Raw genomic sequence first — 15042 nt, 5'->3', positions numbered from 1 at the left:
TCCGTTAGCGTTTTGGACAGGATGGACGGATAACAATGGCGTCGTCAGGAGGGCATAGGCCTAGGTCCAACGGCTGAAGAGCCGCATGGCCGTGGTCGGGTCATCCCGAACGCCGCTCCACAGTGCTTCGCGTACGGACCTCCGAATTTGCTTCGCAACACGCTCTGGAATCTGCTTGGCGAGGGGCTCCCCATGTTGGCGGCCCTCCTGTCGATTCCGTTGCTCATCTCCGCCGTCGGGATGGAACGCTTCGGCGCGCTGACCCTGATCTGGGCGCTGCTCGGCTATCTGGGGGTGCTCGACCTCGGGCTCGGGCGGTCGCTGGTGCAGGTCGTCGCCGACCGGATCGGCCATGCCGGTCATGCGGGAAGTCCGGAAAGCGAACCCGGAGAGGACAAGGCCGGACAGGACAGGATCGGAGAGGACAGGGGCAGCGTCGGCACGGCGGGCATCGCCGGTCCGGCCATCGCCCTGATGGGAGCCATCGGCCTCTTGACCGGCGGGGCGGTGGCGCTGGGCGCCGGGCTGCTGGCCGACCGCTTCCAGCTCGATACCGGCACCTCGCCGGACGAGATCCGGTCGAGCCTGCTGATCGCCGCCGCCATCGTGCCGATCGCGCTGGTCTCCGCCGGCCTGCGCGGCGTGCTGGAGGCCTACCAGCGCTTCCGCCCGATCAGTCTGGTGCGGATGACGGTGGGGGTGCTGAATTACCTGAGCCCGCTCTGCGTGCTGCCCTTCAGCCAGAGCCTGGTGCCGGTGATCGCCGCCATCGCGGTGGGGCGCTTCATCGGGCTGGTCGGCTATGGCGTGCTGGCCGTGCGCCAGATGCCGGACCTTCTCCATCCCGGTCGCTGGGGCCGTCCGAGCCTGCGCGGGCTGTTCACCATGAGCGCCTGGATGATGCTGAACAACCTGATCGGTCCGGCGATGCTCTATGCCGACCGCTTCATCCTGCTCAGCCTGGTGCCGGCGGCGATGGTCGCCTTCTACACGACGCCGTTCGAGCTCTTGTCGCGGCTGATGGTGATCCCCGGCGCCCTGTCGCTGGCGCTGTTCCCGCTGGCCTCCAGCCTGTTCCGGCGCGATCCCCCGGCGCTGGGCCGCATCCTGGACGCCGGCGGCCACCTGACGCTGGCGGTGTTCCTGGCGATGCAGGCCGCCACCATCGTCGGCGGCGAGACGGCGCTGGGGCTATGGCTGGGTCCGGCCTTCGCCGCCAACAGCGCCACGGTCCTGTCGATCCTGATGCTGGGCGTCTTCTTCAACGCCACCGCCTATGTGCCCAACACCCTGATCCAGAGCGTCGGCCGCGTCGACGTGACCGCCCGGCTGCAGCTGGCCGAGCTGCCGGTCTATCTGGGTGTGCTGTGGCTGCTGGCCGAGCGTTACGGCGCCGTCGGCGCCGCCGCGGCCTGGAGCCTGCGCACGGCGGTCGATTGCGGGCTTCTGCTGGTCCTGCTGCCGCGCGTGGCGCCGGGCACGGGGGCGGTGGCGCTGACCATCGGCCTGCGCGCGCTGCTGGCCGGGGCGGCGGGAACGGCCGGGCTGCTGGTCGGCGGGCCGGTGGGTGCGGCGATCAGCCTGACCGGCCTGCTGGCGGTCGGGCTGGGGGTGGCCGGCCGGCTGCTGCGCACGCGGTCCTGGGAGAAGCTGTCCGCCCCGCTGCGAAAGTCCCGCGCCGCCCGTCTGATCGACGGAACCGCGGCGGACCGCACGTAGTATGACGTGACGGCTTTCGATGGCGACCCATCGAAAGCCGTTGCCTCAATCGCCGGCGCGGGCATCCGCCCGCTTGGCTTTCGCGGGCATGTGCCCGCGGGGCTGCGGTTGCGGCCCTCCAGCGGCATCGGTCATGGGACCGGTGCCGCCGGTGACATCACCTTTTCAGGACACGGCCGGGTGGTCCGGGCGTGCTCGACCGTCACGGTGCGCGGGTGGTTCCTTTGCCGCCGGAAATGCGCTATGTGAGCGGAAACTCTGTGCAACGCTGGTTGGAGTTCGAAGGCCATGGCCGAGGGTACTGTGGACTATTACGCGATGGTCGAAGAGGCTTGGCAGCTCAGCGACACCGCGCGCGACTATGTGAAGAACGCCGGCCGCGAGGTGGACAACACCGAGCTGTGGGAAAAGGTGTTCGCCTCCTCGCCGCTGATCGACCTGGAGCGCACCCGCGCCGAAGGCGGGCAGCCGCTGCAGAAGATCTTCTTCAAGAACCCCTACGGCCTGCAGTACCGCGCCGACCACAAGGACTGGATCCCGTTCCGCCACGGCGCGCTCGATCCGGCCTATCTCCAGGTGATCTGAGGGCCTGGTCAGCTGACGGCCCGTTCCGCCGACCGTTCCCGAGCCTGACAGGCCGGGAGCGGGAGTGCCGGGACGAGGGGCGCGAGCAGGGGAGCGAGCATGGCGCGGCTGGTGGCGGGGCAGGGCTTCGCCCTCGATCTGGATGAGGCCCGGCTGGCGAACGGCTTCGTCGCCGATGCCTTCACCACCGTGCCGGCCGTCTCCTCCATCGCCTCCGGTGCCGGCAGCCTGACCGTCACCCGCACGGTCGCCGGCCGGGCGCACGCCACCCAGCTGGATTATGCCGCTTCCGGCAGCGGGTCGACCGCCGCCGTCCGCTTCACCGGGTTGAGCGACCGCGATGCGGGCGGGCTCTTGCGCTACCGGATCGAGGGGTTCGACGTCGCGCTGAACGGCGGGACGCTCGACCGGCTCGGCACCCGCATCTTCCAGCAGATCGACGGTTTCGCCGGTGCCGACGCCAACGACAGCGTCTATCTCGGCGTGGCCGGCGGGCGCAGCTTCGACGGCGGCGGCGGCGTCGACCGCGCCATCTACACCGCCGACCCGCGCCGCTATGCCCGGCAGGACGGAATCTACCGCGCGGAGACGCCGGTGGTGGTGGCGCTCGACGGCAGCGGCCGGCGCTATGCCGTGGTGTCGAGCCGCAACGCCGATACGTTGACCGACGTCGAACTGGTCACCATCGACGGCCGCACCGCCGCCCCGGCGGCGCTCGCCTTCGACGCGCGGAGTTACCTCGCGGCCAACCGCGACCTCGCCGTCGCCTTCGGCGACAATGTGGTGGCGGCCGCCGCCCATTATTCCTGGCACGGCCGGAACGAGGGGCGCAGCCTGGGCGGCTTCGATGCGCTGGGCTATCTGGGCGCCAATCCCGACGTGCTGCGCGCCGTCGGCGTCGACGCCGGCGCCGCCGTTCAGCACTATCTGGCCTATGGCGCCCGCGAAGGGCGGACGGCCGGTTTCGACCCCTACGGCTATCTCGCCTCCAACCCCGATGTGCTGGCCGCCTATGGCGCCGATCCGGCGGGGGCGCTGACCCATTATGCCCAATATGGCCTGCGCGAAGGGCGGACGGCGTCCGGCTTCGACGCGCTGGGCTACCTCGCCTCCTATTCCGACCTGATCGCCGCCTTCGGTGCCGACAGCCGGGCCGCGACCCGCCATTACCTGAGCAACGGCCGGCAGGAGGGGCGTGCCGTCACCTTCGACGCGGCGGCCTATCTGGCGGCCAATCCCGACGTCGCCGCGGCCACCGCCGGCAACGCCTTGGCCGCCGCAGCCCATTACATCGCCTATGGCCTGCGCGAAGGGCGGGCCCTGCGCCCTGCCGCTGCTTCCGCCGCTTCCGCCGCCGCCCCGGTGGCGGATCTGCCGCCGCAGGCGGCCCCAATGGGCGCTGCCTTGGGAGCGGCCTTGGGAGCCGCGGCGGCAGCGGTCGCGGTGACCGGCACGGCCGGTAACGACACGCTGAGCGGCAGCGCCGCTTTCGATGCGTTGGGCAATCCGATATCGGACGCGGTGGACGGGCTGGGCGGCATCGACAGCTTCGTGCTGACCGGCGCGCTCGCCTCCTATTCGCTGGCCATCGATGCCAACGGCAACCTCGTGGTCAGCGGCCCCGACGGCACCGACACGCTGACCGGCATCGAGATGCTGCAGGCCACCGACGGGGTCTATCCGGTGGGGTTGCTGGTCGGCTTCTCCCAGCCGTCGCTGACCGGGCTGACCGCTTCGTCATCGGCATCCTCGGGCGACGACTATCTGGTGGGCGGGGTGCAGCGCGACGCCATCGGCGGCGGGACGGGCAACGACACCATCACCGGACTTCTCGGCACCGACACGCTGTTCGGCAATGCCGGCAACGACCTCCTGCTGGGGGGCGACGGTGCCGACCAGCTGGAGGGCGGGGCGGGCAACGACCTGCTGTTCGGCGGGGCGGGGGACGATCTGCTGCGCGGCGACATCATCGACGTCACCGGCAACGACACCCTGCTGGGCGAGGACGGCAGCGACTGGCTCGATGCCGGGGCCGGCAACGACTGGCTGGACGGCGGCGTCGGCAACGACACGCTCTATGGCGGGCTGGGCGGCGACGTGCTGCGCGGCGGTGGCGACGACGACATTCTGTTCGGCGACATCTATTCCGACCGCAACCGCGAGATCGCGGTCAACGCCGACGACACCGCCACCGTCTATGAGGACGTTCTGCTGGGCGGCGCCGGCAACGACACGCTGGTCGGCGGCTATGGCGCCGACCTGATGGACGGCGGGGTGGGGGTGGATGTCTTCTCCATCCGCAACCTGAACGAATCCACCCTGGCGGCTCCCGACGTCATCATCGCCTTCAACGGAGCCGTGGTGGCGGAGGAGGCCCTGCAGGGGCTGGCGAGCTACGCCACCGTCGGGGCCGAGGGCGACCGCATCGACGTTTCGGAGATCGACGCCATCACCGGCACCACCGACAACGACGGCTTCACCTTCGTCGAGACCGCCGGCTTCACCGCGGCCGGCCAGCTGCGCTACCAGGCGTCCGGCGCGGTGACGCTGATCGAGGGCGACGTGAACGGCGATGGGGCGGCCGACTTCCGCATCCAGGTCAACATCGCCAACTACAGCTTCTCCGCCTTCGACTTCGTCCTGTAGGCGCGCGGCGGCCATCCTCATGATGTTCACCCTCACCAGGACCGAACGGTTCGAGCAGGAGATCAAGAAGAGCCGCTTCCTGGCCCACGCCGCCCCGGCCGGCAGCGAGGAGGAGGCCCGCCGCGTCATCGCCGCCGGCAGCAGCCCGGATGCCGGCCACAATTGCTGGGCGTTCCGGATCGGCGACATCTACCGCTTCAGCGACGACGGCGAGCCCGGCGGGACGGCGGGGCGGCCGATCCTGCAGGCGATCGAAGGGCAGGGACTGGACCGCGTCGCGGTGGTGGTCAGCCGCTGGTTCGGCGGCATCCTGCTGGGCGCGGGCGGGCTGGTGCGCGCCTATGGCGGCACGGCGGCGAGCTGCCTGAAGGCGGCGGAACGCGAACCGATCGTCGACTACGCCGCCCTGTCCGTCGCCTGTGCCTTCGCCGACGAGGCGCGGATCCGCTCCAGCCTCGGCCCCTTTCCCGGCACCCAGGTCGAGACCACGGGCTTCACCGCCGACGGCGTCCAGCTTCGCGTCACGCTGCCCCGCGACCTTGCGGAGGATTTCACCCGCATGGTCACCGACCTGTCCCGCGGTCAGGCGGCGATCGGGCCGGCCGGGGATCGCGGCTGAACGGAAGCGAGGCTGTTTTTCCATAAGGATGCTTATGTGTTTTTAATGTCATGAAATCATGACAATTGATGATGTGTTCTTGGTTTGGAAACTTGTCGCGGTGCCGGCGGGCCTGCCGTCCGGCGGACAGGGTCGAGAGACCATTTGGAAAGGTTTGGTCTTGAACGCTCTGCGTTATGCCAGCGGTCCCGGTGCCGTTTTCCGTTGGCCCGATGCGTCAGCGGCCGCCGGGAGTCCTGGCGCGGTCCGCCTTCGCCATGGACGGCAGGGCCACGTCGATCACCAGCCGGTGGCCGCGGTCCTTGTCCGGAGGCAGGGTGGAGACGGCGAGCAGGCGCACGGGGCCATCCTCGCCCGTGCCGTCGTCGTCGCTGAACAGCAGGCGGGTGCCGCTGCCATCCCGCTCGGCCCGATAGCCGAGCGCCGTCGCCGGCAGGCGGCCGGACGGGGCGGCCTGCCACAGCGTGCCGGGCAGCCTCACCTCCAGCCGGCCGTCGGGGCGCCGCACCGGCGTCTCGTAACGCGGGTCCTGGTCGAGGTCGAGCACGACGCGCAGCCCGTCCCCGCCGTTGGCGGTCCGGATCCGCTCCACATGACGCTGGGATTCCGGACGCTGGGGGCCGGACGGCGCCGCGGGCTGGAACCTGACGGGCTGGGCTGAAGAGTCGGGGACCGGCTTGACCGCGGGCCGCAGGACCTCCACCGCGGGTTCCGTCCGGGCGGGTGCCGCGTCGTCCCGGGGATCGGGCTTTACCGCCGGGACCGGCGCTGCCGGAATTGGAATTGCCGGAGACGGGGGCGCGGCGGGCTGCTTTGGCGGCAGGACGGCAGGTTGGGCGGCCGGCTTCGCATGAGGGACGGCCTTGGCCGCGTCTTCCCTGCCCGGTTCCGCGAAGCCGCCGGGGCGGCCTTCAGCGCGGCCATGCTGGACGTAATGGGCATAGCCGCTGGAAATCTGCCCGGTGCGGACGGCGGCGGCCACGTCGGGATTGGCGGCCAGATAGCCCCGTTCCCGCCAGCCGGTCGGCGGTGCCAGGGTGCTGTCGACCGGCGGCGTGCGGCGCAGGCCGGACATCAGCGACTCGTGCAGGCCCAGCCCTTCCACCGCCAGCGACAGCCACATGGGCGTCAGCAGCAGAAGCAGAAGGCGCAGCAGCTGGGGGATCTGCGACAAGGCGGGCGCGTCCGGCAAGGAGGGAAACGGCACCGGTCCCGTCGGCCCGGCGTTCCCCGCATGCCTACTCCCAAGCGCGCCGTCCGGTCCAGGAAAAGCCGCCAGCCGATCCGGCACGAGCCCCCTCCCCCCTCCCCTCCAATGGCCAGCCAGATCGGTCAGCCGGATGTCGGTGCCGCCGGCGCACAGGTCGGCGACCAGCCGCTGTCGATGACGACGACCGTCCTGCCGCTGCCGGTATGGGTACTGTGCGCCATGCTGTCGATCCCCGCTGTCTGCCGTCGATGAAGATGCGGGACGGATTGTGGGTGCGCTACCCTTATGCGCCGTCGCATAAGGATGGGTCTGGCCCTCTCCGTCCCGCATCCCATCTGTAGAGGGATGGCCGGGCAAGATGGAGCAGTGCCGTGCGAGGGGTGTGGATGAGGGTGCCGGTCCATTATAGCTGGGGGTTCGCCGCCCTGCTGTTCCTGTCGTCCGCCGGAGCCGCCCAATCCCCTGCCGCCCCTCCTCCCGCCCTTCTCCCCGGGGCGCCGGCGCTGGAACTCCCGGTGCGCTGCCGGGTCGGGGCGGACTGCTTCGTCCAGAACTATGTCGACACCGATCCGGGGCCGGGGATGCGGGACTTCGCCTGCGGGCGGCTGACCTATGACGGGCATAAGGGAACCGATTTCCGCCTGCCCGACCTGGAGGCGATGCGGCGCGGGGTGGCGGTGGTGGCGGCGGCTTCCGGCACGGTCGCCCGCGTGCGCGACGGCATGGAGGATGTCAGCATCCGGCAGAGCGGCGGCTCCCCCGCCGGGCGGGAGGCCGGCAACGCGGTGGTGGTCGACCATGGCAACGGCTGGGAAACCCAGTACAGCCACCTGAAGCGCGGCAGCATCGCGGTCAGGCCGGGCGACCGGGTGGAGGCGGGCACGCCGCTGGCTCAGATCGGTCTGTCCGGCAACACCGAATTCCCCCATGTCGATTTCGGCATCCGCCATCACGGCCGCACGCTCGACCCCTATACTGGCAAGGAGGCGGGAACCGGGGAGGCGCCCGCCTGTGCCGCCGATCGGGGCGCCGTGCCGGTTCCATCGGACACGCTGTGGAGCGACGATGCGCGCCGGACGCTGGCCTACCGGCCGAGCGCCCTGCTCGGCGCCGGTCTGGCGCCCGAGGCGCCGAAGGCCGAGGTCGCGCGGGACGGCGGCTATGGCGGGGGCAATGACGGCAGGCCCCTGCCGGCCGGCACGCCGACGCTGGGCGTCTGGGCGGAGCTGATGGGCGGACGGCAGGGCGACCGGGTGACGCTGGAGGTGGCCGGCCCCGACGGCCGCCGCCTGCTCCGCAGCGAAGGGGCGGTGCCGCGCCCGCTGGCCGTGCTGTTCTTCGGCACCGAGGTGAAGAAGCCCGCCCCCGGTCCCTGGACGCCCGGCCCCTACCGGGTGACGGTGACGCTCCGCCATGGCGACGAAACGGTGCTGCGGGAGGAACGGCGGGTGGAGTTGCGCTGAATGGGGGTCGAGCCGGATTCGGCCAAGACAACGGGAAGGCTGTTGCAAGTGACAACTGCCTGCTGCTGAACATTTGTCACGAAATTAACACGGGATCCCTGCGCAAAAGTGCATATCCGAAAGGATGAGAGTACCTCCTTATTAAGTGTTTTCGCCGTGAGATTGCCCTGTATCGGCAAGGCAATCCGGCAATGACAGACACTCAGCAGGCTTTCTACGTCGCGACCAACGGCAACGATTCCTGGTCGGGGCGTTTGGCGGCACCCAATGCCGACGGGACCGACGGTCCCTTCGCCACGCTGGAACGCGCGCAGGGCGCGATGCGGGCGACCGGCATCCGCGACACCTATGTCCGCGGCGGCACCTATGCCATGGCGCGCACGGTGACGCTGACCGGGGCCGACAACGGCGTCCGCATCATGGCCTATCCGGGCGAGACGCCGGTCTTCAGCGGCGGCGAGCGGGTCGGCGGCTTCACCGCCATCGGCGGCGGGCTCTATGCCGCGGCGACCTCCGCCACCGGGCTCGACCTCTCCATCGGCGGGGTGCGGCAGAAGGTGGCGCAGACCGGCGACTGGAATGCCGGCGACGCCCGCTCCGGCTGGTCGATCCTGGAGGAGGCTTCCGGCGGCGCCAGCAGGACCAGCCTGCGCGTCGGGGCCGGCGACGGGGCGATGGCGGCGGTGCTGGCCGCCGGGGTCCAGCCCGGCACGATGGTCCAGACCTTCGACACCGAACGGCTGTCCGACACCATCGTCGGCGTCGCCTCCACCGATGCCGGCAGCCGGACCGTCACCTTCACGCAAGGGGTGAAATACGCCCTGCGCAGCGGCGGCACCTATCGCCTGCTGAACGACGACGCCTTCATCCGCGATGCCGGCGAGTTCGCCTGGCAGGCCGAGACCGGCCGGCTGGTGGTGAAGCCGCAGGACCCCGGCACCCTGCTGTCCCAAGGCGCGGTGGTGGCGCGGCTGGGCACGCTCCTGTCGCTGAACGGGGCGAGCGGCGTCACCCTGCAGGGGCTGACCTTCGCCGACACCAGCTGGGACGGCTCGGCCCTGACGCTGACCAATGCGTCCGGCAACAGCATCGCCGGCAACCGCTTCGTCAATGCCGGCACCGCGATGACGCTGACCGGATCGTCCGGCAACGTGATCGAGGCCAACCGGCTGGAGCATCTGGGGGCCGGCGGCATCGAGCTCGCCTACGGCAGCAACGGCAACCGGATCAGCGCCAACAGCATCGACGGCATCGGCGAGGTGCTGAAGGACGTCGCCGGCATCCAGCTCTACGGCACCAGCGGCACGCTGATCTCCGGCAACGACATCCGCAACAGCACGCGCTACGGCATTTCGATCAAGAACTGGGACGGCGCCACCGTCAACACCGACACGGTGGTGGAATTCAACCGCATCTACAACACGATGACCGAGACCGCCGACGGCGGCGCCATCGAGATGCTGGGGCGGTCCAACGTCGACACCCGCACGATCATCCGCGGCAACGACATCCGCGGCGTCGGCGGGCTGGCGACCGACGGGTCGGGCTGGCTCGACCGCCACAAGAGCTTCGGCATCTATCTGGACGACATGGCCAACGGCGTCACCGTCCAGGACAACTTCATCCAGAACACCGGCTGGGCCAGCGTCTTCATCCATGGCGGCGATGCCAACAGCGTCGCCAACAACTTCGCCGTCCTGTCCAACCCGCGCGAACGCTTCATCCGGCTGGAATGGGTGCCGAGCGGCGGCGCCATCGGCCTGCTCGCCAACAACAGCGTCACCGGCAACGTCATCTCCTCCTCCACCGGGACCGATTACTGGGAGTTCTGGACCCCCGGCTCCTACAGCGTCACCGGCAACCTGCTGCAGGGCACGCGCGGGCTGAACGGCGGCGACAGGGTGTCGTCCAGCCTGTTCGTCGACCCGTCGGCCGGCGACTTCCGGCTCGGCAGCGACGCCGCGGCGGGGCTCGGCATCCATGACCTGGATTGGGCGCGGATGGGCAGCGCGCCGCTGACGGTGCCGGGGATCCCCGCCCCCGGTGCGGGTGGTGGCTCCGGGAGCGGTTCCACCGCCGCGACCGGCACGGGCGTCCCGTCGGGTCCGGCCTTCTCGCCGCTGGCCTACATCGCCTCCTACGCCGACCTGTCGGCCGCCTTCGGCACCGATGCCGCGGCCGGCGCCGCCCACTACATCGCCAACGGCAGGAACGAGGGCCGGACGGTCGGCTTCGACCCGCTGGCCTACATCGCCTCCTACGGCGATCTCGCCAATGCCTTCGGGCCAAACGGCGATGCCGGTGCGGCCCACTACATCGTCAACGGCAGGAGCGAGGGGCGGACGGTCAGCTTCGACCCGCTGGCCTACATCGCCTCCTACGGCGACCTCGCCGATGCCTTCGGCACCGACCGCAGGAGTGCCGGGATCCACTACATCGCCAACGGCAGGCGCGAGGGGCGGACGATCAGCTTCAACCCGCTCGCCTATCTGGCGGCCAACAGCGACGTGGCCGCCGCCTTCGGCACCGATGCCACCCAGGCCGAACTGCACTACCTGACCTATGGCCGGAAGGAAGGGCGGATGACCGGCTTCGACGCCTCCTCCTATCTGGCGGCCAACGCCGACGTGGCCGCGGCCACCGGCGGCGACCTGACGGCGGCGATGCGCCATTACATCGTCTTCGGCCGGTTGGAGGGCCGGGCGCTGAGCCCCGCCTCCGCCCCCCGCGCGGCCGGGCTGCTGCCGGAAAGCGCCATGCTGGCAGCATCCGGGATGGGGTGAGCATGGCCCGATCCCAGGTGAGGATGCTCCGGCTCCGGCCGGAGCTCTTCCTTATCCCAGGTTGTGCAAATTAATGGATCATTAGTCGATAACGGAATTATCCTTCTTCAGACATATCCTGTCGGGAGGGGGAGCATGGTCACGAAGGTTGCGCAGGAGGGCGCCATGTCGGCGCTCTCGTTGCTGGCGAAGCTGAAAGCCGCACCGGCTTCCCAGCTTCCCTCCGCCACTCCTTCCGCAGCATCTCCCGCCGCGGCCCCCTCGACCGCGTTGCCGGCCCCGGCAGGGAAGAAGCCGGTGAGCGATACGGTGTCGCTGTCGTCACAGGCGGTTTCGAAGATGAACGGGGTCGCCGACACTCCGGCCAAGCCGCCGGTGCAGCTGAAGATCGCAGGCGATGTCAGCTTCGCGGATTTCCGGGCGATGAGTGCGCGCGTCGAAAAGGTCATGGAGTATCACTCGGCGCGCATGGACTTCGTGCGAGACGCCATGAAATCCCTGCGCAGCCAGTTCGGTTTCGAGGCGGAGGGCGAAAACGCCGGCAATGTCTCGTTGAGCGGCGAGATCGGCAAGGTGGTCGAGCGGCAGGCGGCGTCGAGAGGCGGCGCCATGCCGGAAAAATCCCAGGAGGTGAAGGAGTGGGAGGCCGAACACCGGTCCGAGGCGTCGCCACCGCCGGAGGGCTGGGACACGACATCCCTGATCACGCTGTTCCTTCCGGGATCCCAGGGAACCGACGACAAGCAGGTGGAGATCTGGCTGGACAACCGGGCTTTCGAGAAGCTGGGCGCCATGTCGGCCGACGAGGTCAAGGCCGGTCTGGTCGACATGTTGAAGGGGCCCGATGCCGCTGCGTCCCAGGCGGCGGTGGACAATGGCGCGTTCGGCGCCGCGATGCGGCTGGACAGCCAGCACCATCCGGAATTCCAGCAATCCAAGGCCCGGCTCGGCTTCTTCGATCCCGAGCAGGGGACGAACGCCCAGCCCTGGCTGATGATCCAGTCGCGAAGCGAGCCGGGCTATGTCCAGGAGAATGCCGGCAAGCTGGTCGATACGGTCATGTCCATCCTCAAGGAAGGTGCCGCCGGGCGCGCCGCCGGCTGAGGCACCGGTTGCCTTGCGTCATTTCTCCTCTCCCGCCTGCCCTCTGCCGTTGGTTGGGTGACAAGCCGGGCGTGAGCCGTTAAAACGGCCCGTTCGGCGCCGCTGTCCCGCGGCACCCGGATTTCCATGCGGGGATGATGGCTCAGGCTCTTCTCGACACCCCCTTCGCCCAGCGGACCGGGCCCGGCCCGTTGGGCGAAGGCCCATTGGGAGAAGGTTCAGGCAAGCCGGCCGGCCGGCGGTGGCCGCTGCTGGTCAAGCTGGCGGTGACGGTCGTGGTCCTGGGCGCGCTCGCCGCCGGAGCCGACTGGCCGGGCATCCTCGCGCGCCTGTCGGGCGCCGACCCGCTGCTGTTCGCCGCCGGCTTCGCCGTAAAGGCGCTGACGCTGCCCTTCGCCTCGCAGCGGTGGCGGGCGGTCGGACGGGCCGCCGGATTCAAGCTGACCCGCTGGACCGCCTTCCGCCTGCAGATGGCCAGCGGCTTCCTGGGGCAGATCCTGCCGGGATCGGTCGGGGCCGACCTGCTGCGCGGCTGGTTCACCTGGCGGCTCGGCCATCCGGCCGGCCCGGTGATGCTGGCCCTGCTGGTCGACCGTCTGATGGCGCTCCTGGGCGTGGTGCTGATCGGGCTGGTCGGGCTGCCGCATCTGGCCGCGGTGGCGCCGCCCGCCGTCGCCGGCACCGTGCTGGCCGGTGCGCTGGTCCTGGCCGTGGCCATGGGGCTGCTGTTGCTGGCCGGCCGCCTCCCGCGCGACCGGCTGCCGATTCCGAAGCGGCTGCGCGACGGGGCGCCGGTGCGGACCGCCTGGGGGGCGGTGGCGCAGCTGCGCGCCATGGCCGGCAACCCCGCCGCCTGGGCAGCGCTGGGTCACAGCGTCGGCGTCCATCTCGCCACCATCGCCGCCACCATCCTGTTCGCCCGCTCGGTCGGCCTGCCGCTCGGCTGGCTGGATGGGCTGGCCATCGTGCCGGCCGCCATTGTCGCCGCAGCATTGCCCGTCTCGCTCGGCGGCTGGGGCGTGCGCGAGGGGGCGATGGTCGCCGGTTTCGCGCTGCTCGGCTTCGACGCCGACGCGGCGCTTCTGGTCTCGCTGCTGATCGGGCTGTCGATCGCCGTCCTGTCGCTGCCCGGCGGCCTGTTCTGGCTGCTGCTGCGCAACGAGACCGCCTCGCAGCCCGATCCTGTCGAACCCGGCCCTGCCCAGCCGGGTATCGCCGCGCCCGCTGCCCTTTCCACGGATTCCTCCCGATGACCGACCAGCCCCTGCCGACGCTCGACCGGACCGCCTCCCCGGAATCCGCCGCCCTGGAATCCGCTGCCGCGCCCCGCACCCTCTCCCCACGGCAGGAGCGCATCCGTGGGCTGTTCGATGCCATGGCCCCCCTGCGCGACCGCTGGGCCGAGCGCAACCGCGCCTTCCATGAGGCCGACCGCGCCTATCTGCGCTTCCTGATCCCGGAAGGGGCGGCGGTGCTGGAGATCGGCTGCGGCGTCGGCGACACGCTGGCGGCGCTGAAGCCGTCGCGCGGCGTCGGCATCGACCTCAGCCCGGCGACCATCGCGGTGGCGAAGGCGCGCCACCCGGAGCTGGAGCTGATCGCCGCCGACGCCGAGAATCCGGCGACCATCGCCGCCGTGGAAGGTCCGTTCAGCCACATCCTGCTGTCGGGCACCATCGGCTTCCTCGACGACATCGAGGAGACGCTGCGCCTGTTGCGCCGGGTCGCCACCCCGAAGACCCGCATCGTCGTCAGCTATCACTCCCGCGTCTGGGAGCCGATCCTGTGGGCGGCGGAAAAGCTGGGGATGCGCATGCCGCAGGGCCAGCAGAACTGGCTGTCGACCAGCGACATCGTCAACCTGCTGGATCTGGCCGGCTGGGAGCCGGTGCGCCGCGAATGGCGCCAGCTGATCCCGAAGCGGCTGTTCGGGCTGGGCACGCTGGTCAACCGCTACATCGCCCCGTTGCCGGGCATCCGCCGGCTGTGCGTGCGCAACTATGTCGTCGCCCGGCCACAGCCCACCGTCGAGGCGGTGACGGTGGACGGCAAGCCGGCCTCGGTCACCGTGCTGATCCCCTGCCGCAACGAGCGCGGCAACATCGAGAACGCCATCCGCCGCCTGCCCCGCTTCGCCCCCGACATCGAGGTGATCTATGTCGAGGGCAACAGCCAGGACAACACCTTCGAGGAATGCCTGCGCGTCCGCGACGCCTATCCCGACTGGGACATCAAGGTGATGAAGCAGCCAGGCAAGGGCAAGGGCGACGCGGTGCGCGCCGGCTTCGCCGTGGCGCGCGGCGACATCCTGATCATCCTGGACGCCGACCTGACGGTGCCGCCGGAAACCATGGGGAAATTCTATCAGGCCATGGTGTCGGGGCGCGGCGAGTTCGTGAACGGCACCCGGCTCGTCTACCCGATGGCGCCGGAGGCGATGCGCTTCCTGAATTTCCTGGCCAACCGGGCCTTCGCGCGCATCTTCTCCTTCCTGCTGAACCAGCGATTCACCGACACGCTGTGCGGCACCAAGGTGCTGTGGCGCAAGGATTACGAGACCATCGTCGCCAACCGGCATTATTTCGGCGACTTCGACCCCTTCGGCGACTTCGACCTGATCTTCGGCGCCGCCAAGCAGAACCTGAAGATCGTCGAGGTGCCGGTGCGCTACGCCGACCGCAGCTATGGCGAGACCCAGATCTCCCGATTCACCCATGGCTGGCTTTTGGCCCGCATGGTGGTCTTCGCCTGGAAGAAGCTGAAGGCGTTCTGATGCCCCCAGGGTATGGCGGGTTCAGTGCGGCGTTGATGGGGGACCTCGCGGTTCCACCGGAAATCGCCTGTGCGGTTTGGCGCAATCACTGTACCAGAGCGATCCCTTGCGCATTATCCGTTGAGCTGTTTACCTTGGCC

10 protein-coding genes are annotated in these 15042 nt (G+C 70.1%); 9 read left to right on the top strand and 1 reads right to left on the bottom strand.

Translation table 11 applies throughout. The features are described 5' to 3' along the window. Positions 1-192: 192 nt before the first annotated feature. The 4 genes from AZOLI_RS29825 to AZOLI_RS29810 all read left to right on the top strand — a co-directional run bounded on the left by AZOLI_RS29825 (position 193) and on the right by AZOLI_RS29810 (position 5569). Positions 193-1719, top strand: coding sequence for a flippase (locus AZOLI_RS29825; protein WP_014190003.1), 1527 nt, complete (start codon positions 193-195; stop codon positions 1717-1719). A 288-nt stretch (positions 1720-2007) separates the two neighbouring features. Further along, complete coding sequence (locus AZOLI_RS29820) at positions 2008-2304, top strand: hypothetical protein (RefSeq protein ID WP_044553747.1); 297 nt, start codon at positions 2008-2010, stop codon at positions 2302-2304. A 99-nt stretch (positions 2305-2403) separates the two neighbouring features. Beyond that, on the top strand, positions 2404-4950 hold the full coding sequence (locus tag AZOLI_RS29815; RefSeq protein ID WP_014190000.1) for a calcium-binding protein: 2547 nt from the start codon (positions 2404-2406) through the stop codon (positions 4948-4950). A 22-nt stretch (positions 4951-4972) separates the two neighbouring features. Beyond that, entirely contained in the window at positions 4973-5569 is a 597-nt protein-coding gene (locus tag AZOLI_RS29810; protein ID WP_162488562.1) for an IMPACT family protein, read from the top strand. A gap of 217 nt (positions 5570-5786) precedes the next feature. On the opposite strand, the gene AZOLI_RS29805 is transcribed toward AZOLI_RS29810, so the two are convergent. Then, the gene (locus AZOLI_RS29805; RefSeq protein ID WP_014189998.1) at positions 5787-6743 is read right to left on the bottom strand and encodes a hypothetical protein; all 957 of its coding nucleotides are present in this window, start codon (positions 6741-6743) and stop codon (positions 5787-5789) included. Between the two features lie 422 nt (positions 6744-7165). Here AZOLI_RS29805 and AZOLI_RS29800 point away from each other — a divergent pair, with 422 nt between their 5' ends. From AZOLI_RS29800 to AZOLI_RS29780, 5 genes are all read left to right on the top strand, one after another. Further along, on the top strand, positions 7166-8242 hold the full coding sequence (locus AZOLI_RS29800; protein WP_014189997.1) for a M23 family metallopeptidase: 1077 nt from the start codon (positions 7166-7168) through the stop codon (positions 8240-8242). 191 nt (positions 8243-8433) lie between these two features. Continuing rightward, a complete protein-coding gene (locus tag AZOLI_RS29795) occupies positions 8434-11025 on the top strand; it encodes a right-handed parallel beta-helix repeat-containing protein (RefSeq protein ID WP_014189996.1) in 2592 nt (863 codons plus the stop codon). A gap of 135 nt (positions 11026-11160) precedes the next feature. Beyond that, entirely contained in the window at positions 11161-12129 is a 969-nt protein-coding gene (locus tag AZOLI_RS29790; protein WP_162488545.1) for a hypothetical protein, read from the top strand. A 206-nt stretch (positions 12130-12335) separates the two neighbouring features. Further along, positions 12336-13382, top strand: a complete 1047-nt coding sequence (locus tag AZOLI_RS29785) for a lysylphosphatidylglycerol synthase transmembrane domain-containing protein (RefSeq protein WP_014189993.1) — start codon at positions 12336-12338, stop codon at positions 13380-13382. Then, positions 13379-14902: a bifunctional class I SAM-dependent methyltransferase/glycosyltransferase family 2 protein gene (locus AZOLI_RS29780; protein WP_014189992.1), complete on the top strand. Its 1524-nt coding sequence runs from the start codon at positions 13379-13381 to the stop codon at positions 14900-14902. Before AZOLI_RS29785 ends, AZOLI_RS29780 begins: the two co-directional genes overlap by 4 nt. Positions 14903-15042 lie beyond the last annotated feature (140 nt).

This window comes from Azospirillum lipoferum 4B (assembly GCF_000283655.1).
GTDB lineage: Bacteria > Pseudomonadota > Alphaproteobacteria > Azospirillales > Azospirillaceae > Azospirillum > Azospirillum lipoferum_C.
The sequence above is the reverse complement of the archived record's forward strand: the minus strand, read 5'-3'. Positions and strand labels throughout refer to the sequence as shown.

Excerpts from the sequence above, each read along its gene's own strand:
- AZOLI_RS29815 (WP_014190000.1), top strand. The coding sequence starts at position 2,404 with ATGGCGCGGCTGGTGGCGGGGCAGGGCTTCGCCCTCGATCTGGATGAG.
- AZOLI_RS29795 (WP_014189996.1), top strand. The coding sequence starts at position 8,434 with ATGACAGACACTCAGCAGGCTTTCTACGTCGCGACCAACGGCAACGAT.
- AZOLI_RS29790 (WP_162488545.1), top strand. The coding sequence starts at position 11,161 with ATGGTCACGAAGGTTGCGCAGGAGGGCGCCATGTCGGCGCTCTCGTTG.
- AZOLI_RS29825 (WP_014190003.1), top strand. The coding sequence starts at position 193 with ATGTTGGCGGCCCTCCTGTCGATTCCGTTGCTCATCTCCGCCGTCGGG.
- AZOLI_RS29800 (WP_014189997.1), top strand. The coding sequence starts at position 7,166 with ATGAGGGTGCCGGTCCATTATAGCTGGGGGTTCGCCGCCCTGCTGTTC.
- AZOLI_RS29780 (WP_014189992.1), top strand. The coding sequence starts at position 13,379 with ATGACCGACCAGCCCCTGCCGACGCTCGACCGGACCGCCTCCCCGGAA.
- AZOLI_RS29810 (WP_162488562.1), top strand. The coding sequence starts at position 4,973 with ATGTTCACCCTCACCAGGACCGAACGGTTCGAGCAGGAGATCAAGAAG.
- AZOLI_RS29820 (WP_044553747.1), top strand. The coding sequence starts at position 2,008 with ATGGCCGAGGGTACTGTGGACTATTACGCGATGGTCGAAGAGGCTTGG.